This window comes from Amycolatopsis plumensis, assembly GCF_042652605.1.
In the GTDB taxonomy this organism is placed as follows: Bacteria; Actinomycetota; Actinomycetes; order Mycobacteriales; family Pseudonocardiaceae; genus Amycolatopsis; species Amycolatopsis plumensis.
In genome coordinates, this window is the sequence record NZ_JBHSJY010000001.1 from 5,243,872 (window position 1) to 5,265,582 (window position 21,711).

Below are 21,711 nucleotides of genomic sequence, written 5' to 3' on the forward strand. Positions count from 1 at the left end.
GCTTCACGGCTTCGGCAGCACGGCGAGCGCGGTCTCGGCGATGGCTCGGATGCGGTCCGGCTCGACGCCGCCCTTGCCCAGGGCCTCGAGGCCGCGCAGGACCGCCAGCACCAGCCCGGCGAGGTGGGCGGGGTCGTGGCCGGTGGCGAGGTCGCCCGCGCGCTGGGCGCCTGCGATGCACGCCGTCAGGTAGTCCTGCAGGGTGTGGAAGGCCCGCGCGGTCCGCGTGGCGACGGCCTCGTCGTGCTCCGCGCATTCGGCGGCGCCCTTCGCCATCAGGCAGCCGCGGTGCTCCCGGTCGGCGACGACCGACTCGGCGATCGCGCGCACGTGGTTCTCCAGCCGCCGGTACGCGGTGTCGTCGGGGCCTTCGAGCTGGTGCCGCACGCCGTCGGTCGCTTCGGTGCAGTAGTAGTCGTAGACGCGCAGGTAAAGCGCGTGCTTGTCGCCGAAGGCGCCGTACAGGCTGCCCTTTCCGAGGCCGGTCGCGGCGGCGAGGTCGTCGACCTTCGTGCCGGCGTACCCGTGTTCCCAGAACTGGTCCCTGGCCGCGCGCAGGACCGCTGTCTCGTCGAAGCTCCGGGGTCTCGCCATGAGATCAGGCTAACCGTTCTTGACTATCTCGTCCAGAACGGCGTACGTTCTGGACGAGATAGTCAAGAACTGGGAGGGCATCGTGAACCTGGAGAACAAGACCGCGGTCGTGACCGGTGGCAGCACCGGCATCGGGCTCGCCATCGCGAAGCGCTTCGCGGCCGAAGGCGCGCACGTGTTCGTCACGGGCCGGCGCAAGGAGGCCCTCGACGACGCGGTCGCCGAGATCGGCGGCAGCGTGACGGCGGTCCGGGCGGACTCGGCGAACCTCGCCGACCTCGACGAGCTCTACCGCGCGGTGGCCGAGCGCGGCCGCGGCCTCGACGTCCTGGTGGCCAACTCCGGCGGCGGCAGCTTCGCCCCGCTCGGCGAAATCACCGAGGAGCAGTTCGACAGCACGTTCGCCACGAACGTCAAGGGGGTCGTCTTCGCCGTCCAGAAGGCGCTGCCGCTGCTGAACGCGAACGCGTCGATCATCCTCACCGGCTCGACGGCGTCGACCCGGGTCGACCCGGCCTTCAGCGTCTACGGGGCGACGAAGGCGGCGGTGCGCAACCTCGCCCGCGGCTGGGCGGTCGACCTGAAGGGGACCGGGACGCGGGTCAACGTCCTGGCTCCGGGACCCACGCGCACCCCCGGCCTGCTCGGCCTCGTCGCCGAGGACGAGCAGCAGGGTCTGCTCGACAACCTCGCGGCGCAGGTCCCGCTCGGCCGGGTCGGTGAACCGGCGGAAATCGCGGCCGCGGCGCTGTTCCTGGCGTCGGAGGAGTCGAGCTTCGTCAACGGCGTCGAGTTCTTCGTCGACGGCGGCCTCGCGCAGGTCTGATCAGCGCAGGGTGGCGTGGGAGGGCTTCAGGTCGGCGAGGGTGCGGACGCCGAGCAGCTGCATCGTGCGGACCATCTCCGTCCGCAGGATGTCGACGCAGCGCTGGACGCCGCGCTCGCCGCCGGCCATGAGCCCGTACAGGAAGGCGCGGCCGATCAGCACCGCGTTCGCGCCGCGGGCGAGGGCCGCCACGATGTCGCCGCCGGAGAGGATGCCCGTGTCGATCCAGACCTCCGCGCCGTCCTGGACCTCGTCGAGGACCGCCGGGAGCAGCTCCAGCGGCGTCGGCGCGCGGTCGAGCTGGCGGCCGCCGTGGTTGGAGATCAGGACCGCGTCCGCGCCGTGCTTGACGACGTCGCGGGCGTCGTCGACGTTCTGGATGCCCTTGACGACCAGCTTCCCCGGCCAAATCTGGCGGACCCAGTCGAGGTCGTCGAAGTTCAGCGTCGGGTCGAAGAGCTTGTTCAGCAGCTCCGCGACCGTGCCGCCGAAGTGGTTGAGCGAGGCGAACTCGAGCGGCTCGGTGGTGAGCAGGTTGAACCACCACGCCGGGTGCAGCGCGCCGTCGAGGAACGTCTTGAGCGTGAGGGCGGGCGGGATGGTCAGGCCGTTGCGGACGTCGCGCAGGCGGGCGCCGCCGACCGGGGTGTCCACGGTCAGCATGAGCGTGTCGTAGCCCGCGGCCCACGCCCGATTCATCAGATCTTCACCCGCGCCGTGGTCGCGCCAGACGTAGAGCTGGAACCACTTGCGCGCGCCCGGCGCGGCCTCGGCGAGATCCTCGATCGACGTCGTCGCCATCGTCGAGAGCCCGACCGGGATGCCGGTGCGCTCGGCGACGCGGGCCACCGCGCGCTCGCCCTCGTGCTGCATCATGCGGGTGAAGCCGGTGGGGGCGAAGGCGAACGGCAGCGCCGACGTCTTGCCGAGGATCTCGCGGGTGGTGTCCACATCGGACACCCCGCGCAGCACGTTCGGGTGGAACTCGATGCGGCGGTACGCCTGCCGGGCCCGCAGCAGGCTGTCCTCGAGCTCGGCCGCGCCGTCGGTGTAGTCGAACGCCGCCCGCGGGGTCCGCTTGCGCGCGATCATCCGCAGGTCGGCGATGGTGTGCGCGTTCGCGAGCCGTCGGTCGGTCGGGTTCAGCACGATCGGCTTGGGCCGCAGGATCTGCTGCAGCTCGCTCGGCTTCGGCAGTCGGCGCTTCGTCACCTACATCAACTCCCTACGCGCAAGGGCCCGGCAGACATCGGATGTCTGCCGGGCCCGAACCTAGCACCCGATCACGCGTTCCCGGAATCCGACGTCTGCGGCCCGGCGGCCGCGATGTCGTCGAGCCGGTACTTCGTGGCCGCTTCGAGGACCTTCGCCTGGTCGACCTCGCCGCGCTTGGCGAGGATCGACAGCGCCCCGACGGTGATCGACTCGGCGTCGACCAGGAACTTCCGCCGCGCCGCCGGCCGGGTGTCGGAGAACCCGAACCCGTCGGTGCCCAGCGTCAGCATGTCGGTCGGGACGTACGGGCGGATCAGGTCCGGCACCGCGCGCATCCAGTCCGACACCGCCACGACCGGCCCGTTCGCGCCCTTGAGCGCCTCGGTGACGTACGGCACGCGCGGCTCGCTGCCCGGGTAGAGCAGGTTGTCGTGGTCGATCTCGACGGCTTCGCGCCGCAGCTCGGTCCACGACGTGGCCGACCACACCGCGGCCCGCACGCCCCACTCCTCGGCCAGCAGCTTCTGCGCCTTCAGCGCGTCCGGCATCGTGACGCCCGAGACCAGGATCTGCACCTCGGGACCGTCGCCCTCGGGGGCGTCGGCGTACTTGTACAGGCCCTTCAGCAGGCCGTCGACGTCGAGGTTCTCCGGCTCGGCGGGCTGCTGGTACGGCTCGTTGTAGATCGTCATGTAGTAGAAGACGTTCTCGCCGTTGCCGTCCGGGCCGGTCTCGCCGTACATCCGGCGCAGGCCGTCCTTGACGATGTGCGCGATCTCGAACGACCACGCCGGGTCGTAGGCCACCGCGGCCGGGTTGGTCGCCGCCAGCAGCAGCGAGTGCCCGTCCGCGTGCTGCAGGCCCTCACCCGTCAGGGTGGTCCGGCCGGCGGTGGCGCCAAGGACGAACCCGCGGGCCATCTGGTCGGCGGCGGCGTACAGGCCGTCACCGGTGCGCTGGAACCCGAACATCGAGTAGAAGATGTAGATCGGGATCATCGGCTCGCCGTGCGTCGCGTACGACGTGCCGACGGCGGTGAACGACGCGGTCGAGCCCGCCTCGTTGATGCCCTCGTGCAGCAGCTGGCCCTTCTCGGACTCCTTGTAGGCCAGCATCAGGCTCGCGTCGACCGAGGTGTACGTCTGGCCGTGCGGGTTGTAGATCTTCGCCGTCGGGAACATCGAGTCGAGGCCGAAGGTGCGGGCCTCGTCCGGGATGATCGGGACGACGCGCTTGCCGATCTCGGAGTCCTTCGCCAGCTCGCGGACCAGCCGGACGAACGCCATCGTCGTGGCGACCTCCTGCTTGCCGGAGCCCTTCCGGATGCCCTCGTAGACCTTGTCGCCGGGCAGCACCAGGGCCTTGGCGGCCTTGGGACGGCGTTCCGGCAGGAAGCCGCCGAGCGCCTTGCGGCGGCCGATCATGTACTCGATCTCGGGCGAGTTCGCGCCCGGGTGGTAGTACGGCGGCAGCTTCGGGTTGCGCTCGAGCTCCTCGTCGCTGATCGGGATCCGCTGCGAGTCGCGGAACAGCTTGAGGTCGTCGAGGGTGAGCTTCTTCATCTGGTGCGTGGCGTTGCGGCCCTCGAACGCCGGGCCCAGGCCGTAGCCCTTGATCGTGTGGGCCAGGATCACCGTCGGCTGGCCATGGTGCTCCAGCGCCGACTTGTACGCCGCGTACACCTTGCGGTAGTCGTGGCCGCCGCGCTTGAGGTTCCAGATGTCGGCGTCGGAGAGGTCCTTGACCAGGTCCTTCGTCCGCGGGTCGCGGCCGAAGAAGTGCTCGCGGACGAAGGCGCCGTCGTTGGCCTTGTACGTCTGGTAGTCGCCGTCCGGGGTGACGTTCATCAGGTTGACCAGCGCGCCGTCGCGGTCGGCGTGCAGCAGCGAGTCCCACTCGCGGCCCCAGATCACCTTGATGACGTTCCAGCCGGCGCCGCGGAAGTACGACTCCAGCTCCTGGATGATCTTGCCGTTGCCGCGCACCGGGCCGTCGAGCCGCTGCAGGTTGCAGTTGATCACGAAGGTCAGGTTGTCGAGGCCCTCGCCGGCGGCGACGTGGATGAGGCCCCGCGACTCGGCCTCGTCCATCTCGCCGTCGCCGAGGAACGCCCAGACGTGCTGGTCGTCGGTGTTCTTGATGCCGCGGTCGCGCAGGTAGCGGTTGAACCGGGCCTGGTAGATGGCGTTCATCGGGCCGAGGCCCATGGACACCGTCGGGTTCTCCCAGAACTCCGGCATCAGCCGCGGGTGCGGGTACGACGGCAGGCCGCCGCCCTCGCCGGCGTGGCTGTACTCCTGGCGGAAGCCGTCGAGCTGCGACTCGGAGAGGCGCCCCTCGAGGAACGCGCGGGCGTAGATGCCGGGGGAGGCGTGACCCTGGATGTAGATCTGGTCGCCGCCGCCGGAGTGGTCCTTGCCGCGGAAGAAGTGGTTGAAGCCCACCTCGTAGAGCGCGGCCGAGGAGGCGTAGGTCGAGATGTGGCCGCCGACGCCGACACCCGGGCGCTGCGCGCGGTGCACCATGATCGCCGCGTTCCAGCGGATCCAGGCGCGGTAGCGGCGCTCGATGTCCTCGTCGCCGGGGAACCAGGGTTCGTTCTCGGTGGGGATCGTGTTGACGTAGTCCGTCGAGGTCAGGGCCGGGACGCCGACGTTCCGCTCCCGCGCGCGCTCGAGGATGCGCAGCATCAGGTACCGGGCCCGCTGCTGCCCGCCCCTCGCCAGAGCCTCGTCGAAGGAGTCCAGCCACTCGGCGGTCTCCTCCGGGTCGATGTCGGGCAGGTGCGCCGCCAGTCCGTCACGGATGACGCGTACGCGTGCCGGGGTCTCCTTGCCGGAGGCGCCGTCGTTCTGCGGGGCCAAGGGGTCTCCTTGCGAAAAGTTGTAGCCGGTGGTGCTCGTACGCGGGGGTGTACGACTCTCCATCGTCGTCTTCCGTCCCGGCTTCCGCACCGCTACTTGGCGGTAACATAGGCCGACCCGGTCGAGCCACTCCCTGCGCGCGGTGTATCGCGCGCGCGTTTACTTCCTCCCCACCCTAGGGGACGACCCTCGGAGGGGTGGCAGACCGGGGGCGCCAGGTACCCGAAACGCCGTCGCGGCGGCCCGGTGGCGGGCCGTATCCTGCGACACGAGTTGTCACAGATCCGGTGTGGACGGTTGCGCGCGGAGCCTCACCAGTGTTCGCTATCGGCAACCGGGTAGCCGAGTGTGGCCCAGACGTACCCTCCGGGGTGTCCGACGCCACGCTCCGTCGTAGTTGGAGGAGTGAAAGCAGTGGTCGCCGCGGGAGACGCTGATCAGAGCAGCGTCGCCGAGAGGCTCGGCATCAAGCCCGAGATGGTGGTCCAGGAGATCGGCTGGGACGAGGACGTCGACGACGACGTCCGCGCGGCGATCGAGGAGCAGATCGGCGGGGACATCCTCGACGAGGACGCCGACGAGGTCATCGACGTGGTGCTGCTCTGGTGGCGCGAGGACGACGGCGACCTGGGCGACGCGCTCATCGACGCCAGGGGCCCCCTGGAGGAGACCGGCGTGATCTGGGTCCTCACCCCCAAGACGGGGCAGCCCGGGCACGTCGAGCCGAGCGAAATCGCCGAAGCGGTGCCCGCCGTCGGACTGGCACAGACCGCCAACATCAGTGTCGGCCCGAACTGGATCGGCACCCGCCTGGTGTCGCCGAAGTCGAAGTCGAAGCAGCGCTGAGCCGGTTTCGCCGGACGGACACGATAGGGTTGTCCTCGCAGGCACGTGTCCGTTCGGGAGAGGAAACGCTGGTATGACCGTCAAGGTCGGTTCTGAGGCCCCTGACTTCACGCTCAACGACTACAACAAGCAGCCGGTCCAGCTGTCGTCGTTCCGGGGTGACAAGCCGGTGCTGCTGGTCTTCTACCCCTTCGCGTTCAGCGGCATCTGCACCGGCGAGCTGTGCCAGCTCCGCGACGAGTTCGCCGACTACGACAACAAGGGCGTCCAGGTCCTGGGCGTCTCGGTCGACACGCCGTTCGCGCTCAAGGCATGGGCCGAGAAGGAGGGCTACCAGTTCCCGCTGCTGTCCGACTTCTGGCCCCACGGCGAGGTGGCTCAGGCGTACGGCGTGTTCAACTCCGACGCCGGCCTGGCGGTCCGCGGCACGTTCCTGATCGACAAGGACGGCGTGGTCCGGTTCGCGGAGGTCAACGGCCCGGGCGAGGCTCGCGACCAGCAGGGCTGGAAGAAGGCCGTGGCCGAACTGACGGCATGAGTTTCCCGGCGGCGGTCTGGTTTCGGGCCGCCGCCGACCGGGCGCATAGCTCAGCGGAAGAGCACTCGGCTTACACCCGAGCGGTCGCAGGTTCGAACCCTGCTGCGCCCACCAGCGAAAACGAGGTTCCATGACCATCGTCGTGCCCTATCACCAGGATGAACGGCTGCCCGGCAGCAGCATTCCGCTGCCCGGGGGAGCCGTCGTCGATGCGTCCTTGCCCGAAGGAGACGTCTGGACCCGGCTCGTGGCGTTGTTCGACGTGGTCGCGGACCTCGTGGCTGCCCGGCTGGGGAAGCCGGAGGCCGACGTCCCGGTGGTGGTGTCCGGGGACTGCCTGGTCGCCGGCGCCACGATCACCGGTGCGCAACGGGCGGGCCTCGACCCGTCGGTGGTCTGGTTCGACGCGCACGGCGACGTGCACACCCTGCGCAGCTCGACCTCGGGCTACCTCGGTGGCCTCGCGCTGCGGCTCGTCCTCGGCGCGCACGAGGAGCTGTTCGCGGGGCCGCTGGGGCTTCGTCCCCTGGCCGAACGCCAGGCGGTGCTGGTCGACGCGCGCGACCTCGATCCGGCCGAGGCCGACTTCCTCGCCGGCAGCGACGTCCGCCGTCACGGGGTCGAGGAGCTCCAAGCGGAAATGGTGCCCGGCGGACCGCTCGTGCTGCACGTCGACGTGGACGTGGTCGACACCGCCGAACTGCCGGGGACGCGCTTTCCCGCCCCGAACGGACCCACGCAGCGAGCCGTCCTCGACGCCGTGCGGCGGGTGCTGGCCACGGGCCGGGTCGTCGCCGTCGACATCGCTTGTCCCTGGCACCCCGCCCGTGACGAGCAGGAGACCGCCGCCCGTGCCCGCCTGCTCGCCGAACTCCTCGCCGCGGCGGCGTAATTCGCTGGCCTGCCCGGAGGCCGCGTCACTAGCGTCTGCCGGGTGATCCACGAAGATCCGCGTGCCTACCTGCTGGGGCTCGAGGGCATGGCGCTGCTGCGGGCGTTCACCGGAGAGTTCGGCCGCGACTTCGTCGAAGCCCGGATCGCCGAGGTCCGCCGGGTGCTCGCCGACGAGGCGCTGGCGGACGCCGCCGTGGACGTGGACCGGGTCGACACCGTCACCGGCTATCGGTGGTGGTCGGCGACGTACGACCGGCCCAACTCGGCGTTCGACCTCGACGAGCCCGTGGTCCGGGAGATCGTGGACGGCCTGCCGGTGGGCGTGGCGCTCGATGCCGCGTGCGGGACCGGCCGCTACGCCGAATTGCTCGCCCGCCGCGGCCACCGGGTCGTCGGCGTGGACGGCTCGCCCGACATGCTCGCCCGGGCGCGGACCCGGGTGCCGGAGGCCGAGTTCCTGCTCGGCGACCTGCACCGGCTGCCGGTGGCGGACGCCGAAGCCGACCTCGTCGTGTGCGGCTTGGCGCTGACGCACGTCCCGGCGCTCGAGCCGGTGCTGGCGGAGTTCGCCCGGGTGCTCCGGCCCGGCGGGCACCTGGTGCTCGCCGACATGCATCCCGACCGGGTGGCGCAGGGCGCGATCCCGCCCGTGCGCGGCGCCGACGGCCGGCCCGGCCGGCTGAGGAGCTACCGCCACCCGATCGGCGACTACCTGCGTGCCGCCCTGGCGGCAGGACTGCAGGTGCGTCGCTGCGAGGAACCGCTCCTGCCGGCCGGCGACCCGCCTGCCGCGGGGGAACCGGCAGGCGGGCCCGGACCGTGGGAGCTGTGGCCGTGGAGCCTGGCCGGCCTGGTGCCCGAAGCGGCCCGGGCCGTCAACGCGGGCGCGCCGGCTCTGGTCATCTGGCACTTCCAAGCGCTCACTCCGCCATGACCGGCTCGGGGACGGCGGCCGTGGCGCGCCGCATCGTCGTCACCAGGAGGGTCAGCCCCGCGAACAGCACCGCCGCGATCACACCCGTCACGTTCAGCGCCGTCGTGAACGCGTCCTTCGCCTGCTCGGCCAGCTCCGGCCGGGTGACGTCGACGGCGAGGGTCGTGCCCGCCGGGAACACGCCGTGGTACACCGCCGCCGCGGTCAGGCCGATCAGGGCCATGCCCAGTGAGCCGCCCAGGTAGTTGCCGGTGTCCGCCATCGAGGCCGCCGAACCCGCGCGCTCCGGCGGGACCGAGCCCACCACCAGGCCGATGCCCAGCGCGAACAGCGGGCCCGTGCCCAGCGTCAGGACCGTGATGCCCACCACGACCGGCACCAGGCCGTCGGTGACGGCCAGCAGGAGGCTGCCCGCCGCGGACACCGCCAGGCCGGCCGCGATCGCCGTGGCCGGGGTGACGAACCGGGTCAACGCCGGGGCCGCCGTCGTGCCCGCCGCCACGCCGAGGCCCATCGGGGCGAACAGCAGCGCCGAGACGAGCGGGGAGTGGCCGAGCACACTCTGCAGGTACTGCGTCACCAGCAGGCCGACGCCGGCCATCGCGACCCCGGCGAACACCAGTGCGACGAGCACCGCGGTGAACGGGCGGTTCCGGAACAGCCGCAGGTCCAGCAGCGGCGACGCGGCGGTCAGCTGACGGCGGGCGAAGACGGCGCCCAGCAGCGTCCCGGCGGCGATCGCCGCGACCGGGAGGACCGGCGACCCGGTGGACAGCTGCTTGAGGCCGAACACGATCAGCAGCACCGCGGCCAGCGAAAGCGCCACCCCGGGCAGGTCCAGCCGCCCGGACGACGGCGCGCGGAACTCGGGCAGCAGCACCGGCCCCGCGACGAGCAGGACGGCCACGGCCGGGACGGCGACCAGGAACACCGAGCTCCACGAGAAGTGCTGGAGCAGGAAGCCGGCGAACACGGGGCCGGCCGCGCCGCCCGCGAACTGGCAGGTGGCCCAGATCGAGATGGCCTTCCCGCGCTGCTTCTCGTCGCGGAACATGTTGGTGATCAGGGCGAGCGTCGACGGCATCAGCGTCGCCCCGGCGACCCCGAGCGCCGCGCGGACGACGATGAGCATCACCGGCCCGGTCGAGAACGCCGCGACGATCGACAGCAGCCCGAACGCCCCGCCGCCGGCGAGCAGCAGCCGCCGTCGCCCGATCCGGTCGCCGAGCGTGCCCATGGTGATGACGAACCCGGCGACGACGAAGCCGTAGCTGTCGGTGATCCACAGCTGTTCGGTGCTGCTCGCGCCGAGGTCCGCGCTCAGCTGCGGCAGCGCGAGGAACAGCGAGGTCATGTCCATCGCGACGAGCAGGGTGGGCAGCACGAGCACCGCCAGTCCCAGCCACTCCCGCCGTCCGGCCGGCTTCTCCATGTCCGCTCCTTCTCCGTGGTCTGTTTGCCAGGAGGTCGGAGCCGGGGCGGGGGACCGGACACGGGGTGCGGGATTTTTTTTCGAGGGTGTTCGTAGGCAGCCGCGGTGGGAGTGGATGCCGTTGCGGAGTCCGGTCAGCCGGGTCGTGCAAGGCGGCGAGGGAGAACGCGCGCTTGAGCTTCCGGTTGCCGTCCGGGCGGGGCCCGCCGCCCCGGCGAACGCGCCGGGGCGGCCGGAGAGCGGTCAGCCGCAGTGCCAGCGCACCACCGCCTTCGCGGGATCCGGCGAGTACACCGTCGCGGTGCCGAACACGTCGCCGGTCTCGGTCACTTCCCGTGGCCGGGTGTCGTGGCCGGGCAGGGCGACCGTCTGGGCCGGGCCGCCGCCGGGCGGGAGGAACAGCATCGCCCCGTCGAGCGCGTGGCCCACGACGGCGCCCGCGGAGTTCATCGCCGCCGCGGACTTCAAGCCCGGGAGCGCGCGGTCGACCGAGCCGTCGTGGTTCCAGAGGAACACTCCCGCGTCGCCCGCCGTCCCGGCGATCCGGTGCGTCGTGATCACCTGGGGCACCACGTCACCGGCCGGAACCGGCGACGCCAGGCGGATCGGGGCGCCACCCTGCGGCAGCACCTGGCCTACCAAGTGGCCGCCGGTGGACCAGTCGACGACCGCCGCCGCGACCGTGCCGTTGTCGTCGATGCCGCCCTGGACCTGCCAGCCCGGTGCCGAGAGGAGCACCTCGACGGTTCCCGGCGCGTCCGCCGGCCACACGACCGTGGTGTTCACCCCGGTGGCCGCGGTTTCGCCGACGGCGCCGAGGATGTCGCCCCGCGCGTTGATCGCCAGCGCCTCGGTGTTCGTGTACCCCGGCGGGTCGGGCAGCCGTTCGAAGTGGCCGCCGGTGTACCGGACGGCGTGGTGGAGCGGGAACTCCCCGTACTCGGTGTACGAACCGACCGCGACGCCGGAGGCGTTCACGTCGGTCAGCTCGGTGTCCAGCCCGAACGCGGTGCCGAGCAGGTGCGGGCCGTCGGCGCGCCAGACCACGCCGGCGAGCCTGCCGCTGATCGACGCCGGCTGCAGCGTGCCGGCGACCGCCCCGGCTTCGTCACCCGAGCCGAGATCGTGGACCCGGTAGCCGTCGGGTACCGGCAGCGTGGCGGGTGCCCACTGGCACCCCTCCACCGCTTCGGCAGCCGGCGCCCCGGCCAGGATCCCCCCTGCCAGCACCGCCGCGACGACGGCCGCGGTGTACTTCCCTGGTGTTCTCAAGCGTCCTCCTCGGACCTCGGATCAGCCTCTGACCGAACACCGAAATTCTACCGGCGACCACCGACAAAAACGGGATTCCTGTTGTACGGCAAAGGGTTCTACGCAAATCCGGTTGCCGCGAGCGCTACCGTCGAGGGCATGAGGATCATCCTGCTGGGAGCCACCGGGCTCGTCGGACGAGCCGTCGCCGCCGCCCTCGAACCGCGGCACGACGTCGTGCCCGTCTCGCGCACGTCGCCGGTCGAAGCGGATCTGGCGAATCCCGCCTCGCTCGACGCGCTGTTCGGGACGTCCCCGGATGCCGTCGTGTGCTGCGCCGCCAACGTCCCGCTGCGCCCGCTCGCCGACCTGACCGACACGCAGGTGCTCGACGACCTGCGCGCCAAGCTGCTCGGCCAGGTCGCGCTCGCCCGGCGCGCGGTGGAGCGCCTGCCCGCCGGGGGCTCGATCACGCTCACCGGCGGGACCTTCACCGAGCCGATCCCGGGCAGCGCGCTCGGTGCGCTCGTCAACGCCGGTCTCGAGGGCTTCGTCCGGTCGGCCGCCGCCGAACTGCCGCACGGGCCGCGGATCAACGTCGTGAGTCCGGGCTGGATCGGCGAAACCCTCGAAGCGATGGGGGAGGACGGCGGCCGCGGGACACCGGTGGCGGTCGTCGCCGAGGCCTACCGCGCCCTCGTCGAAGGGGACGCGAACGGCCGCACCGTCGTCCCCCGGTGAGCCGGGGTCATGCCGCGTGCCAGGCGTGCTCGGCGAAGGCGTCGTCGAGCGGGGCGCGGGTGAGCCGGTTCGCGAACGTCGACAGCGTGTACGTCCCGATTCCCAGCACCACCTCCAAGGCGTTCCGCTCGGTGTAGCCGGCACCGGTGAACGCCTCGAGCCCCGCGGCCGGGACTTCGCCCCTGGTGTCCATGACCGCGTGGACGAAGAGGCGCAGCGCCTCCAGCCGCGGCTCCGGCAGCGGGGCCTCGGCCCGCATCGCCGCCACCAGTTCCGGCGATGCGGGCAGGCGGGTCAGCGTGGCCGTGTGCATCGCCACGCAGAGGTGGCATTCGTTGCGCGCGGCCACGGTCATGATCAGCACTTCGCGTTCCAGCGCCGTCAGGGTCGTGGTTTCGAAGACGGCGCTGAGCTTGAGGAAGCCGTTGAGCAGTTCCGGCGAGGTCGCCAGCCGGGCGACGGCGGACGGCACGCGGCCGAACTTCTTCGCGGTGGCCGTCATCGCGGGGCGGGCGGCCGGGGGTGCAGACTCCGGGGTGTGATCGGCGAACAAGGTGACTCCCGAGCTGGGATCGACAACGTGGTTGTCGAAACCGTAAACCAGGTTGTCGAGTTTGGCAAGCAGCCATGACCGACACCCCCGGTTACGAGCTGCCCTTCCTGCTGTTCGGCGGCTTCCGCACGCTCATCGACCGCCTGCACGCCGAGCTGGCCCGCCGCGGCCACCCCGGCCTGCGGCCGTCGTACGGGTTCGCGATGCAAGCTGTCGGCGTCCAGGGCGCGACGGCTTCGGAGATCGGCCGGCGCCTCGGGGTGTCCAAGCAGGCGGCGGGCAAGACCGTCGAGCGGCTCGAGGCGCTCGGGTACGCCGAGCGCGCCGACGACCCGGCCGACGCGCGCCGCAAGATCGTCCGGCTGACCGCGCACGGCGTCGACGCGCTCGGGAAATCGGCGGAGATCTTCGACGAGCTGCGCGCGGACTGGGCGCGCGTGGTGGGTGCGGAGCGGATCACCGCGCTGGAGAACGATTTGCGCGCGGTCGTGGAGCCGGCGGCGTACCGGCTCGATGCCGCCGGGTGGCTGTCGAGCTGATCCCCGGAGTCAGGCCCCGGTGTCGCTGATCACCTTCGGCCGGGACTTCCGGCCGCCGCTGCCGTCGAAGTAAGCCTCGACCTCACGGGCTTGGCTGTCGGACAGCCACCGCGCCGAGTACGTCGTGCCGTACCAGCCGATCTGCCCGGACGCCAGTTCGGCGGCGGTGTCGTAGTCGTCCGGATCGGCGCGGTCGCTGTAGTACCAGGTGCCGTCGCCGCCGTCCCGGAGGAACTCGAGCAGGAGGTCCGGTCCGACGAACAGGTACCCGCAGGAACGCTCGCCGCGGTGCAGCGAAGCCACTCGCCGGGGCCGGTTCGCCTCTGGTGTTCGCCGCCGGAGTCGAAGAACCGGTCCAGGTATTCCGGCGGCGGCAACGGGCTGTCGCGGAGCAGGGAGAAGACTTCGCTGCCAGCCCCGGGCCGCTCCCCGCCGATCTCGTACGCCTGGGCGAGATCGAGATAGGTGACCCCGGCGTTCTCCGCGTACTCTTCGGCCTCCGCTTCGGCGAGCGCGATGGCCTTGTCAGCGTCGGCGGCGTGCCAGAGGGTGATCCGTTCCTCGTACGGGCCCGTCCACCGGAAGAGGCAGCGCACTGCGTACCACTGCCTGGCTTCGCCGCCCGTCAAAAGCCGCAGCCGGGGTCCGGGGCGTCCTCCGAAAGCGGGCTGCCCGCCGGGAGCACGTACAGGACTTCCAGCACCAGCGGCGTCGAGCCCAGGTTGCGGCCGATGTGCACCTGGTCCGGCTTCTCGGTGAACGCGCGCCCCGTGCCGAAGATGCCGTCGATGCTGCAGTCGGCCAGGTTGTGGGTGAGCGTTCCGGACTTCACGTACGCGTAGAGCGTGCCGTCGTGGAAGTGCCAGCCGGTGTAGCCGCCGGGCTGGATCGTGACCTCCCGCAGCGTGTAGTCGGTGTGCCCGATGGTCTGCTGGGCCAGGATCGTGCCGGTGACGCCGCTGCCGGGCGTCGCGGAGGCGGTGGCGGGCAGCACCAGGGCCGCGGCGAAGGCGGCCGTGACAACAGCGATCGGCTTGCGCATCGGCCCAAGCTACCGCGTCCGGGTGTGCCCGTGGGGGCAGTGTTCCGGGTAGTTTGCGGCCATGGACGCGGACGTTTTCGGGCAGGTCCTCGGCGCGGTGCGGGAATTCGTGCGCAAGGAGGTCGTGCCGCGCGAGACGGAAATCGACGAACGCGACGAGATTCCCGCCGAAATCCGGGAAAAGGCCGCCGGGCTGGGCCTGTTCGGCTGGGCGCTGCCGGAGGAGTACGGCGGGCTCGGGCTCGGGATGGCCGAAGACGTCCGGCTGGCCGTCGAACTCGGCTGGACGACGCCCGCCTTCCGGTCCCTGTTCGGCACCAACAACGGCATCGCCGGCCAGGCGATCGTGCACCACGGGACGCCGGACCAGCGCGCCCGCTGGCTGCCCCGGCTGGCCGCCGGCGAGGCGATCGCGTCCTTCGCGCTCACCGAAGCCGAGGCGGGCTCGGACCCGGGCGGGCTGACCAGCCGCGCGGTCCGCGACGGCGACCGCTACCGGCTGTCCGGCACCAAGCGGTTCATCACCAACGCGCCGCTCGCCGAAGTGTTCGTCACCTTCGCGCGCACCGAACCGGAAAGCACCGGCAGCCGCGGCATCTCCGCGTTCCTCGTGCCCGCGGACGCGCCCGGCGTCACCGTCGGCCCGCACGACGCGAAGATGGGCCAGGCCGGCGCGTGGACGTCGGAGGTGGTCTTCGACGATGTCGAGCTGCCCGCCGACGCGCTGATCGGCGAAGAGGGCAAGGGCTTCGGCATCGCGATGGCCTCGCTGGCGCGCGGCCGCCTGCACATCGCGGCGCTCTGCGTCGGCCTGGCCGAGCGGGCGCTCGCCGAAGCCGTCGAGTACGCGCGGACGGCGCGCCAGGGCGGCCGGGTGATCGGCGAGTACCAGCTGGTGCAGGCGCTGCTCGCGGAGTCCCACGCCGAACTCGCGGCGGGCCGCGCGATGGTCCACGAAGCCGCGGCGAAGTACGACTCCGGCGAGGACCGCAAACTCGGGCCGTCGTCGGCGAAGCTGTTCTGCACCGAGATGCTCGGCCGGGTCGCGGACCGGGCGGTCCAGGTGCACGGCGGCACGGGGTACGTCCGCGGGGTGACGGTCGAGCGGATCTACCGGGACGCCCGGCTGTTCCGGATCTACGAAGGGACCAGCGAGATCCAGAAGCTGGTGATCGCGCGGCAGCTGCTGAAGGGCTGAGCTTGCTCTGGAGTCCGCTCCAGGTCGTAGCGTCGGCGGCATGACCACCGCACAGCACAAGATCGGCTCCGGCTTCGACGGCACCACCACGGCGGCCGAGGTCGTCGCCGGCCTCGACCTGACCGGCAAGCTCGCCGTCGTCACCGGCGGCTACTCGGGCATCGGCCTGGAGACCACCCGGGCGCTGGCGGGCGCGGGCGCGCACGTCGTCGTCCCGGCCCGCCGGCGCGCCACGGCGGAAGAAGCCTTGCGGGGCTTGGGAAACGTCGAGATCGACGACCTCGACCTCGGCGACCTCGACAGCGTCCGCGCGTTCGCTTCGCGGTTCCTCGAGTCGGGACGGGCCATCGACGTCTTCATCGGCAGCGCCGGGATCATGGCGCTGCCCGAGACCCGCGTCGGACCGGGCTGGGAGGCGCAGTTCGCCACCAACCACCTCGGGCACTACGCGCTGGCGAACCGCCTCTGGCCGGCCTTCCGCCCCGGCGCCCGCCTGGTTTCGGTGTCCTCGCGCGGTCATCACTACGGCCCGGTGCGCTTCGACGACCTGAACTTCGAGCACGGCTACGACAAGTGGCTCGCCTACGGGCAGGCGAAGACGGCGAACGTCCTCTTCGCCGTGCACTTCGACAAGCTCGCGCGTGACCGGGACGTCCGCGCGTTCGCCCTGCACCCGGGCCGGATCCTCACCGAGCTCGTGCGCCACCTGGAGCGGCAGGAGCTGGTCGACGCGGGCATGGTCGACGAGTCCGGCCGGGTGACCGGCGGCACGAAAACGCCGGAGCAGGGCGCGGCGACGCAGGTCTGGGCGGCGGTTTCGCCGCAGCTCGACGGCCTCGGAGGCGTGTACCTCGAGGACTGCGACGTCGCCGAGCCCGCGGTCGACGGCGTGCGGTCGGGCGTCAAGGACTACGCGATCGACCCCGTCCTCGCCGAGCGCCTCTGGACGGTGTCGGCCGAGCTGACCGGCGTGAACGCCTTCGCCTGAGCCGGACGGCGGAGGGTGGGGCGGACCCCACCACCCGGCGTCGCGTGGCCGCCCCGGCGGATCCGGTGGCGGACCTGATGGTTCCGGCGGGGACCGACGACGAAGCTGATCTTCAGCAGTCCGAAGTCGTCGAACGAAGGAACAGCATGTCGAAAGCGGAATCCGTGCGCCGCACCGTGGTCCGGGTGGCGGGGGTCGTCCTGGCCGGAGCCTTCTGCGCGCTGGCGGTGCCCGGCAGTGCCGGCGCCGTGGTCAACGGGGAGGACTCCACCGAGCGCTACGGTTTCATGGCCTCGATCCCGGAGGTCGTGCCCGAGCTGGGCAACGCCAAGGGCGTCTGCGGGGCGGTGCTGATCCACCCGCAGTGGGTGGTGACCGCGGCGCACTGCGTCGATCCGGGGCGCAACCCGGCCAGGCCGGAGGGAACCGTGCGGATCGGCAGCGAGCGGCGGAGCTCCGGCGGCACCGTGCGCGCGATCGATCGGTGGGTGCGTCACCCGGGTTACCGGCCCGGCGCGCCGAACGAGAACGACATCGCGCTGGTGCGCCTGGACCGGCCGGTGCCGCACCGGCCGATCCGCGTCGCCGAGCGTCCCGGCGGCCCCGGCACGCCGACCCGCCTGCTGGGGTTCGGCACCACCGTCGACACCGCCGACGTCACCGAGGCGGTGTTCCCCGAGCGGCTCCAGCAGCTCGACACCCGTCGCGGTGCGGAATCGGAGTGTTCGCCCGGCTACGCGGATCGGACCCGGCTGTGCACCGTGAGCCGCAAGCCCGGTGCGATGGCGTGCATGGGCGACTCCGGTGGCCCGCAGATCCGGCGCGGGGCGGAGGGCCGGTGGGAGCTGATCGGAGTCACCTCCGGTCCCGGCGACGACGACGTGCCCTGCGCCAACGGACCCGGCCTCTACACCAGCGTGCCCGCCTACGCCGGCTGGATCCAGCGCACCATCCGCGGGCGCGGCTAGAGCGCCTTCACCTGCCGCACCAGCAGGTCGATCTCGTCCTCGGTGTTGTAGTAGTGCACCGACGCCCGCACCATGTCCGGCAGGGCGCGCGCGGTGAAGTCGTACTGCGCGGAGGTGCGCGTCGACAGTGACGTGTTGATGTTCGCCTCCGCCAGCCGCGCCTTGACCTCCGCGGCCGGCGTGCCCTCCACGCTGAAGGTGACCAGGCCGCACTTGCGCGCCCCGGCGTCGTGGACGTGCGCGCCGGCTTCGGTGAGCCGCTCGCGCAAGCTGGCGGCCAGGGAGGCGATGCGCGTTTCGATCGCCGGGAGACCCCACTCGAGGGCATAGTCGATCGCCGCGCCGAGGCCGCACACCGCGGCGAAGTCGCGTTCCCACACCTCGAAGCGCTTGGCCGTCGGGTCGACGACGTACTCCGTCGGCGACTCCCAGCTCGCCGAGTGCAGGTCGAGCATCGCCGGCTCCAGCCGCTCGCGCAGCCGCGGGTGCACGTACAGGAAGCCGGTGCCGCGCGGGCCGCGCAGGTACTTGCGGCCGGTGCCCGACAGCGCGTCGCACTTCAGGCGGGTGACGTCGAGGTCGAGCTGGCCCGCCGACTGGCACGCGTCCAGCAGGAACGGGATGCCGGCCGCCTCGGCGACCGCGCCGATCTCCTCGGCCGGGTTGACCAGGCCGCCCTGGGTGGGCACGTGGCTGACGGCGATCAGCTTGACCTTCCCGTCGACGCGCCGCCGCAGCTCGTCGACGTCCAGCTGCCCGGACTCGTCGTCGCCGATCACCTCGACGACCGCGCCGGTGCGCCGGGCGACCTGCAGAAACGCGATCGCGTTGCTGGCGTACTCGGCCCGCGAGGTCAGGATCCGGTCGCCGGGGCCGAACGGCAGCGCGTAGAACACCGCCTGCCAGGAGCGGGTCGCGTTGTCGGTGAGCGCGATGTCGTCGGTGCCGGCACCGAGCAGCCGGGCCACCGACGCGTACACCGCGTCCAGGCGGTCCGCGGCCTCGGCGGCGGCTTCGTAGCCGCCGACCAGCGCTTCGTGGCGCAGGTACTCGACGACGGTGTCGGTCACGACGGCCGGGGGCAGCGCCGCGCCCGCGTTGTTGAAGTGGACCACTTCGGCGCAGCCCGGGGTCTCGCGGCGCGCACGTTCGACGTCGAAGCTCATACGAACTGAATACAGTAGATAGCTATTGTATGCAATACTGCGGCATGGACCGCACCCCGCTGCGCAGCGACCTCATCGAGCAGATCACCGCCCGCGTGCTCGACCGGCGGCTCGCGGCCGGCACCCGCGTCAACGAGGTGCACCTGGCCCGCGAACTCGGCGTCAGCCGGACGCCGCTGCGGGAAGCGCTGATCGGGCTCGCCGACCGCGGCCTGCTGGTCTCCGCGCCCGGTCGCGGGTTCCTCGTGCCGCCGTTCGACCCGGACGAGGCACGCCGGCTCTACCCGCTGGTGGCCGAGCTCGAAGCCCTCGCGCTGCGCTGGACGTCCCCGCTCGAGCTGGCCGGGCTGCCGGACGCACTCGACGCCGTCGCCGACGAAATGGCCCTGTCCGACGGCGGTGATCTGTCCGCTTTGGACGATCGGTGGCACGCGCTGCTGCTGTCCCGCTGCCCGAACCCGCACCTGCTGCGGCTGATCGAGCAGACGAAGCCACTGCTCAAGCGCTACGAATCGGCGTACTTCGCCCGGCAGGGCCACGCCGGGGAGAGCATCGGCGAGCACCGCCGCATCGCCGCGGCCCTGCGCGACGGCGACCTGGCCACGGCGTCCTCGGTGCTCGTCGCCAACTGGGTCAAAGCACTGGCGTACCTGGGGAAGGACGAAGGATGATCATCGCGCACCTGAGCGACCTGCACCTCGACGGCGGTTCGCGGGCGGAAGACCGCGTCGCGGCCGTGATGGGTTACCTCGGCGGGCTGGCGAAGCCGGTCGACGCGATCGTCGTCACCGGCGACATCGCCGACCACGGCACGGCCGAGGGGTACGCGCGCGCCGCCGAGCTGCTGAAGTACCCGGCGCCGGTGCTGGTGTGCCCGGGCAACCACGACGTCCGCGCGGCGTTTCGCACTGGCCTGCTCGACCTGCCCGCGTCCGACGGCCCGATCGACTTCGCCCGGGAGGTCGGCGGCGTGCTGTTCGCGCTGTGCGACTCGACGATCCCGGGCCGCGGCGCGGGTTTCCTCGCCGACGAGACCCTGTCGTGGCTCGACGGTGTGCTCTCCGGCGGCGACGGCCCGGCGTTCGTCGCGTTCCACCACCCGCCGGTCGAGGTCGGCGTCCCGCTGGTGGACGCGATCCGCCAGTCCGGGGCCGAGCGGCTGGCGGCCGTGCTGCGGCGGAACCCGCGGGTGACGGCGCTGCTGGCCGGGCACGTGCACACGGGTGCCTCGACGACGTTCGCCGGCGTCCCGCTGCGCATCGCGCCCGGCGTGGTGTCGGGCTCGTTGCTGCCGGTCGAGCCGGGGGCGGACCGCGGCTGGGCCGACGGCGGCCCACTGGACTACGACCGCCCCCCGGCCCTGCTGCTGCACGTCCTGCACGACGACGGCCGGGTGACCAGCCACCACCGCCCTGTCCCGCTCTGACCGAACCCCCGAGACGCAACTTTCCCTATGAAAGTGACACTTTCGGGCCTCAGCTGGTGAACACCGGGAGGGTCAGACGGGACGGGTGGGCCGCGTCGTGGAACACCTCGAAGCGGTTGGGCTTGCCGTCCACCGCCGACGTGACCGGCTCGCCCGTGCCGTGGTTGCGCGCGAACCGCGGGAACGCGCCGCCCGCCACCTGCACGCGCAGGCGGTGGCCGCGGCGGAAGCGGTACGCCGTCGGGCCGAGGGTCACCTCCGCCGTCACCACGCCGTCGGAGTCCGCCGCCGGGAAGCCCGGGCGCAGGCGCAGGATCCCGTCGGTCACGTTGCGGGAAACCCCGCCGGCGTCGACGTCGCAGAGCCGGACGTAGACGTCGGCGTGGCCCAGCTCGGTGCGCACATGCACGGTCGCCGACACCTCGCCGATGACGTCGAGGTCCGACGGCAGCGGCTCGCCGGTGAACACGAGCACGTCCGGCCGGGCCTCGACCTCCTGGTTGTCGCGCTGCTTCCACTCGCCCGTCAGCAGCGGGCCGCCGACCGCGGGGGTCGGGTCGGCCGGGTCGTAGGTGAACGTCGTCGGCAACGCCGGTTCGCCGACGTTTTCGCCGAGCCCGCCGATCGGCCGCAGGTGCGCGTCGGTCGCCTTCGACGGCGGCGGCCACGACTCGAAGTCCAGCCACGTCCCGGCGCCCTGCAGGAACAACCGGACCGGCGAGCGCTGCAGCTGGGTGCGGTCGCCGAGCAGGTGCGCGCGCAGGAAACCGAGCTGGTCGCGGATCATCGGGCCCATGCTCGCCGGCTCGCCGTGGGCCCACGGCCCGATGGTGATCCGCGGCGCCTTGCCCGCGTCGGCGAGGAGCCGGAAGTCGCGCAGTTGCGAGCCGATGAACAGGTCGTACCAGCCGGTGACCATCGAGACCGGGACGTCGAGCTTCGCGACTTCGGCGCTGTGGTCGGACATCGCCCAGTAGTCGTCTTCGGGGACGAAGTGCTCGGTGACGTCCTGCAGGAACTGCACCGGCTTCCCGATCGCGGCGACGTCCGCGCGGCTGAGCGGCAGGAACGACATCGCCTTCCGCGTCTTCCGGGTCTGCAGCGGGTTCGGCAGCGTGGCGAAGCGCTCTTCCTGGCGGCCGATCAGCGCCGACCACGAGATCATGTTGTCCGCCGCGAGCACCCCGCCCGGGTAGAACGTCGAGACGAACTCCGACGCGGTTACACCGAGGCACATCGCGGCGAGCGGCGGGTCGAGGTACGGCCCGACCGCCCACTGCGTGTGCCCGAGGTAGCTGGCACCGGCCATGCCGATGGTCCCGTCGCACCACGGCTGGGCGCGCAGCCACTCGGCGGTCGCGATGCCGTCCTCGCGTTCGAGGTGGAACGGCCGGAACTCGCCGCCGGAGCCGAACGAGCCGCGGGTGCTCTGGACGACCGTCTGCAGCCCGTGCCGCGCGAACGTTTCGCCGAAGAGCTTCGAGAGGATGCCCTTGCGCCCGTACGGCGTGCGGATCAGCACGACGGGCGCCGACGTCGTCCCGGCCGGGGCGTACCGGTCGGCGAGCAGCGTGACGCCGTCGGGCATCGGCACGGCGAGGTCCCGCGTCACGGCCGGCTTGGGGCCTTCGGCGCGGGGGAGTCCGAGCAGCTTGTCGACAAGTCGGTCCAGCACGGGCGCCCGCCTTCCGAAGTG

22 protein-coding genes and 1 tRNA gene are annotated in these 21,711 nt (G+C 72.0%); 13 read left to right on the plus strand and 10 right to left on the minus strand.

Annotated features, from left to right (window positions below; all coding sequences use genetic code 11):
- Window positions 1-3: 3 nt before the first annotated feature.
- The gene (locus ACFPLC_RS25425) at window positions 4-594 is read right to left on the minus strand and encodes a TetR/AcrR family transcriptional regulator (protein ID WP_378193246.1); all 591 of its coding nucleotides are present in this window, start codon (window positions 592-594) and stop codon (window positions 4-6) included.
- A 79-nt stretch (window positions 595-673) separates the two neighbouring features.
- Between ACFPLC_RS25425 and ACFPLC_RS25430 the strand changes: the two genes are divergently transcribed.
- Window positions 674-1,420 (plus strand): SDR family NAD(P)-dependent oxidoreductase, encoded by a 747-nt coding sequence (locus tag ACFPLC_RS25430; RefSeq protein WP_378193723.1) that lies wholly within the window; start codon window positions 674-676, stop codon window positions 1,418-1,420.
- Here the strand turns inward: ACFPLC_RS25430 and ACFPLC_RS25435 are convergent, their stop codons facing one another.
- Window positions 1,421-2,632, minus strand: coding sequence for an alpha-hydroxy acid oxidase (locus ACFPLC_RS25435; protein WP_378193243.1), 1,212 nt, complete (start codon window positions 2,630-2,632; stop codon window positions 1,421-1,423).
- A 71-nt stretch (window positions 2,633-2,703) separates the two neighbouring features.
- Window positions 2,704-5,499, minus strand: a complete 2,796-nt coding sequence (gene aceE, locus ACFPLC_RS25440; protein WP_378193238.1) for a pyruvate dehydrogenase (acetyl-transferring), homodimeric type — start codon at window positions 5,497-5,499, stop codon at window positions 2,704-2,706.
- A 414-nt stretch (window positions 5,500-5,913) separates the two neighbouring features.
- Here aceE and ACFPLC_RS25445 point away from each other — a divergent pair, with 414 nt between their 5' ends.
- The 5 genes from ACFPLC_RS25445 (at window position 5,914) to ACFPLC_RS25465 (ending at window position 8,711) form a co-directional block, all read left to right on the plus strand.
- Window positions 5,914-6,345, plus strand: coding sequence for a DUF3052 domain-containing protein (locus ACFPLC_RS25445; protein ID WP_003084504.1), 432 nt, complete (start codon window positions 5,914-5,916; stop codon window positions 6,343-6,345).
- A 73-nt stretch (window positions 6,346-6,418) separates the two neighbouring features.
- Window positions 6,419-6,883, plus strand: a complete 465-nt coding sequence (locus tag ACFPLC_RS25450; protein ID WP_378193235.1) for a peroxiredoxin — start codon at window positions 6,419-6,421, stop codon at window positions 6,881-6,883.
- Window positions 6,884-6,922: 39 nt separating this feature from the next.
- A tRNA-Val gene (locus ACFPLC_RS25455) sits at window positions 6,923-6,997 on the plus strand.
- 16 nt (window positions 6,998-7,013) lie between these two features.
- Window positions 7,014-7,775: an arginase family protein gene (locus tag ACFPLC_RS25460; RefSeq protein ID WP_378193232.1), complete on the plus strand. Its 762-nt coding sequence runs from the start codon at window positions 7,014-7,016 to the stop codon at window positions 7,773-7,775.
- 42 nt (window positions 7,776-7,817) lie between these two features.
- Complete coding sequence (locus ACFPLC_RS25465; protein WP_378193229.1) at window positions 7,818-8,711, plus strand: class I SAM-dependent methyltransferase; 894 nt, start codon at window positions 7,818-7,820, stop codon at window positions 8,709-8,711.
- Here the strand turns inward: ACFPLC_RS25465 and ACFPLC_RS25470 are convergent.
- On the minus strand, window positions 8,698-10,143 hold the full coding sequence (locus ACFPLC_RS25470) for an MFS transporter (RefSeq protein ID WP_378193226.1): 1,446 nt from the start codon (window positions 10,141-10,143) through the stop codon (window positions 8,698-8,700). The genes ACFPLC_RS25465 and ACFPLC_RS25470 overlap by 14 nt on opposite strands.
- 243 nt (window positions 10,144-10,386) lie before the next feature.
- A complete protein-coding gene (locus ACFPLC_RS25475; RefSeq protein ID WP_378193223.1) occupies window positions 10,387-11,415 on the minus strand; it encodes a hypothetical protein in 1,029 nt (342 codons plus the stop codon).
- A gap of 81 nt (window positions 11,416-11,496) precedes the next feature.
- Here ACFPLC_RS25475 and ACFPLC_RS25480 point away from each other — a divergent pair, with 81 nt between their 5' ends.
- On the plus strand, window positions 11,497-12,135 hold the full coding sequence (locus ACFPLC_RS25480; RefSeq protein ID WP_378193220.1) for a short chain dehydrogenase: 639 nt from the start codon (window positions 11,497-11,499) through the stop codon (window positions 12,133-12,135).
- Between the two features lie 7 nt (window positions 12,136-12,142).
- Here the strand turns inward: ACFPLC_RS25480 and ACFPLC_RS25485 are convergent, their stop codons facing one another.
- The gene (locus ACFPLC_RS25485) at window positions 12,143-12,637 is read right to left on the minus strand and encodes a carboxymuconolactone decarboxylase family protein (RefSeq protein ID WP_378236282.1); all 495 of its coding nucleotides are present in this window, start codon (window positions 12,635-12,637) and stop codon (window positions 12,143-12,145) included.
- Window positions 12,638-12,762: 125 nt separating this feature from the next.
- On the opposite strand from ACFPLC_RS25485, the gene ACFPLC_RS25490 reads away from it, so the two are divergent.
- Window positions 12,763-13,227, plus strand: a complete 465-nt coding sequence (locus ACFPLC_RS25490; protein ID WP_378193217.1) for a MarR family winged helix-turn-helix transcriptional regulator — start codon at window positions 12,763-12,765, stop codon at window positions 13,225-13,227.
- Window positions 13,228-13,236: 9 nt separating this feature from the next.
- Here ACFPLC_RS25490 and ACFPLC_RS25495 read toward each other — a convergent pair whose 3' ends face one another.
- Window positions 13,237-13,530, minus strand: coding sequence for a hypothetical protein (locus ACFPLC_RS25495; protein WP_378193214.1), 294 nt, complete (start codon window positions 13,528-13,530; stop codon window positions 13,237-13,239).
- 322 nt (window positions 13,531-13,852) lie between these two features.
- Entirely contained in the window at window positions 13,853-14,269 is a 417-nt protein-coding gene (locus ACFPLC_RS25500; RefSeq protein WP_378193211.1) for a cupin domain-containing protein, read from the minus strand.
- Between the two features lie 61 nt (window positions 14,270-14,330).
- Here ACFPLC_RS25500 and ACFPLC_RS25505 point away from each other — a divergent pair, with 61 nt between their 5' ends.
- The 3 genes from ACFPLC_RS25505 to ACFPLC_RS25515 are packed head-to-tail and all read left to right on the plus strand — an operon-like array spanning window position 14,331 to window position 17,423.
- Window positions 14,331-15,467: an acyl-CoA dehydrogenase family protein gene (locus tag ACFPLC_RS25505; protein ID WP_378193208.1), complete on the plus strand. Its 1,137-nt coding sequence runs from the start codon at window positions 14,331-14,333 to the stop codon at window positions 15,465-15,467.
- A 40-nt stretch (window positions 15,468-15,507) separates the two neighbouring features.
- The gene (locus tag ACFPLC_RS25510) at window positions 15,508-16,455 is read left to right on the plus strand and encodes an SDR family NAD(P)-dependent oxidoreductase (RefSeq protein ID WP_378193205.1); all 948 of its coding nucleotides are present in this window, start codon (window positions 15,508-15,510) and stop codon (window positions 16,453-16,455) included.
- 44 nt (window positions 16,456-16,499) lie between these two features.
- Window positions 16,500-17,423, plus strand: a complete 924-nt coding sequence (locus ACFPLC_RS25515) for a S1 family peptidase (protein ID WP_378235935.1) — start codon at window positions 16,500-16,502, stop codon at window positions 17,421-17,423.
- On the opposite strand, the gene ACFPLC_RS25520 is transcribed toward ACFPLC_RS25515, so the two are convergent.
- Window positions 17,420-18,589: an aminotransferase class V-fold PLP-dependent enzyme gene (locus tag ACFPLC_RS25520; protein ID WP_378193199.1), complete on the minus strand. Its 1,170-nt coding sequence runs from the start codon at window positions 18,587-18,589 to the stop codon at window positions 17,420-17,422. The genes ACFPLC_RS25515 and ACFPLC_RS25520 overlap by 4 nt on opposite strands.
- A 44-nt stretch (window positions 18,590-18,633) precedes the next feature.
- On the opposite strand from ACFPLC_RS25520, the gene ACFPLC_RS25525 reads away from it, so the two are divergent.
- Together ACFPLC_RS25525 and ACFPLC_RS25530 are read left to right on the plus strand one after the other, a co-directional pair.
- Window positions 18,634-19,260 carry a GntR family transcriptional regulator gene (locus ACFPLC_RS25525; RefSeq protein ID WP_378193197.1) on the plus strand — a complete coding sequence of 209 codons (627 nt, stop codon included), beginning with the start codon at window positions 18,634-18,636 and terminating at the stop codon, window positions 19,258-19,260.
- The gene (locus ACFPLC_RS25530) at window positions 19,257-20,015 is read left to right on the plus strand and encodes a metallophosphoesterase (RefSeq protein ID WP_378193194.1); all 759 of its coding nucleotides are present in this window, start codon (window positions 19,257-19,259) and stop codon (window positions 20,013-20,015) included. The genes ACFPLC_RS25525 and ACFPLC_RS25530 overlap by 4 nt, the downstream gene beginning before the upstream one ends.
- A 49-nt stretch (window positions 20,016-20,064) precedes the next feature.
- Here ACFPLC_RS25530 and ACFPLC_RS25535 read toward each other — a convergent pair whose 3' ends face one another.
- Window positions 20,065-21,690 (minus strand): CocE/NonD family hydrolase, encoded by a 1,626-nt coding sequence (locus ACFPLC_RS25535; protein ID WP_378193191.1) that lies wholly within the window; start codon window positions 21,688-21,690, stop codon window positions 20,065-20,067.
- Window positions 21,691-21,711 lie beyond the last annotated feature (21 nt).

What these genes read in the sequence shown, in the direction of transcription:
- ACFPLC_RS25525 (WP_378193197.1), top strand. Translation starts at nt 18,634, where the DNA reads ATGGACCGCACCCCGCTGCGCAGCGACCTCATCGAGCAGATCACCGCC.
- ACFPLC_RS25485 (WP_378236282.1), bottom strand. Translation starts at nt 12,637, where the DNA reads ATGACGGCCACCGCGAAGAAGTTCGGCCGCGTGCCGTCCGCCGTCGCC.
- ACFPLC_RS25425 (WP_378193246.1), bottom strand. Translation starts at nt 594, where the DNA reads ATGGCGAGACCCCGGAGCTTCGACGAGACAGCGGTCCTGCGCGCGGCC.
- ACFPLC_RS25510 (WP_378193205.1), top strand. Translation starts at nt 15,508, where the DNA reads ATGACCACCGCACAGCACAAGATCGGCTCCGGCTTCGACGGCACCACC.
- ACFPLC_RS25505 (WP_378193208.1), top strand. Translation starts at nt 14,331, where the DNA reads ATGGACGCGGACGTTTTCGGGCAGGTCCTCGGCGCGGTGCGGGAATTC.
- ACFPLC_RS25500 (WP_378193211.1), bottom strand. Translation starts at nt 14,269, where the DNA reads ATGCGCAAGCCGATCGCTGTTGTCACGGCCGCCTTCGCCGCGGCCCTG.
- ACFPLC_RS25530 (WP_378193194.1), top strand. Translation starts at nt 19,257, where the DNA reads ATGATCATCGCGCACCTGAGCGACCTGCACCTCGACGGCGGTTCGCGG.
- ACFPLC_RS25490 (WP_378193217.1), top strand. Translation starts at nt 12,763, where the DNA reads ATGACCGACACCCCCGGTTACGAGCTGCCCTTCCTGCTGTTCGGCGGC.
- ACFPLC_RS25450 (WP_378193235.1), top strand. Translation starts at nt 6,419, where the DNA reads ATGACCGTCAAGGTCGGTTCTGAGGCCCCTGACTTCACGCTCAACGAC.
- ACFPLC_RS25460 (WP_378193232.1), top strand. Translation starts at nt 7,014, where the DNA reads ATGACCATCGTCGTGCCCTATCACCAGGATGAACGGCTGCCCGGCAGC.
- ACFPLC_RS25520 (WP_378193199.1), bottom strand. Translation starts at nt 18,589, where the DNA reads ATGAGCTTCGACGTCGAACGTGCGCGCCGCGAGACCCCGGGCTGCGCC.
- ACFPLC_RS25470 (WP_378193226.1), bottom strand. Translation starts at nt 10,143, where the DNA reads ATGGAGAAGCCGGCCGGACGGCGGGAGTGGCTGGGACTGGCGGTGCTC.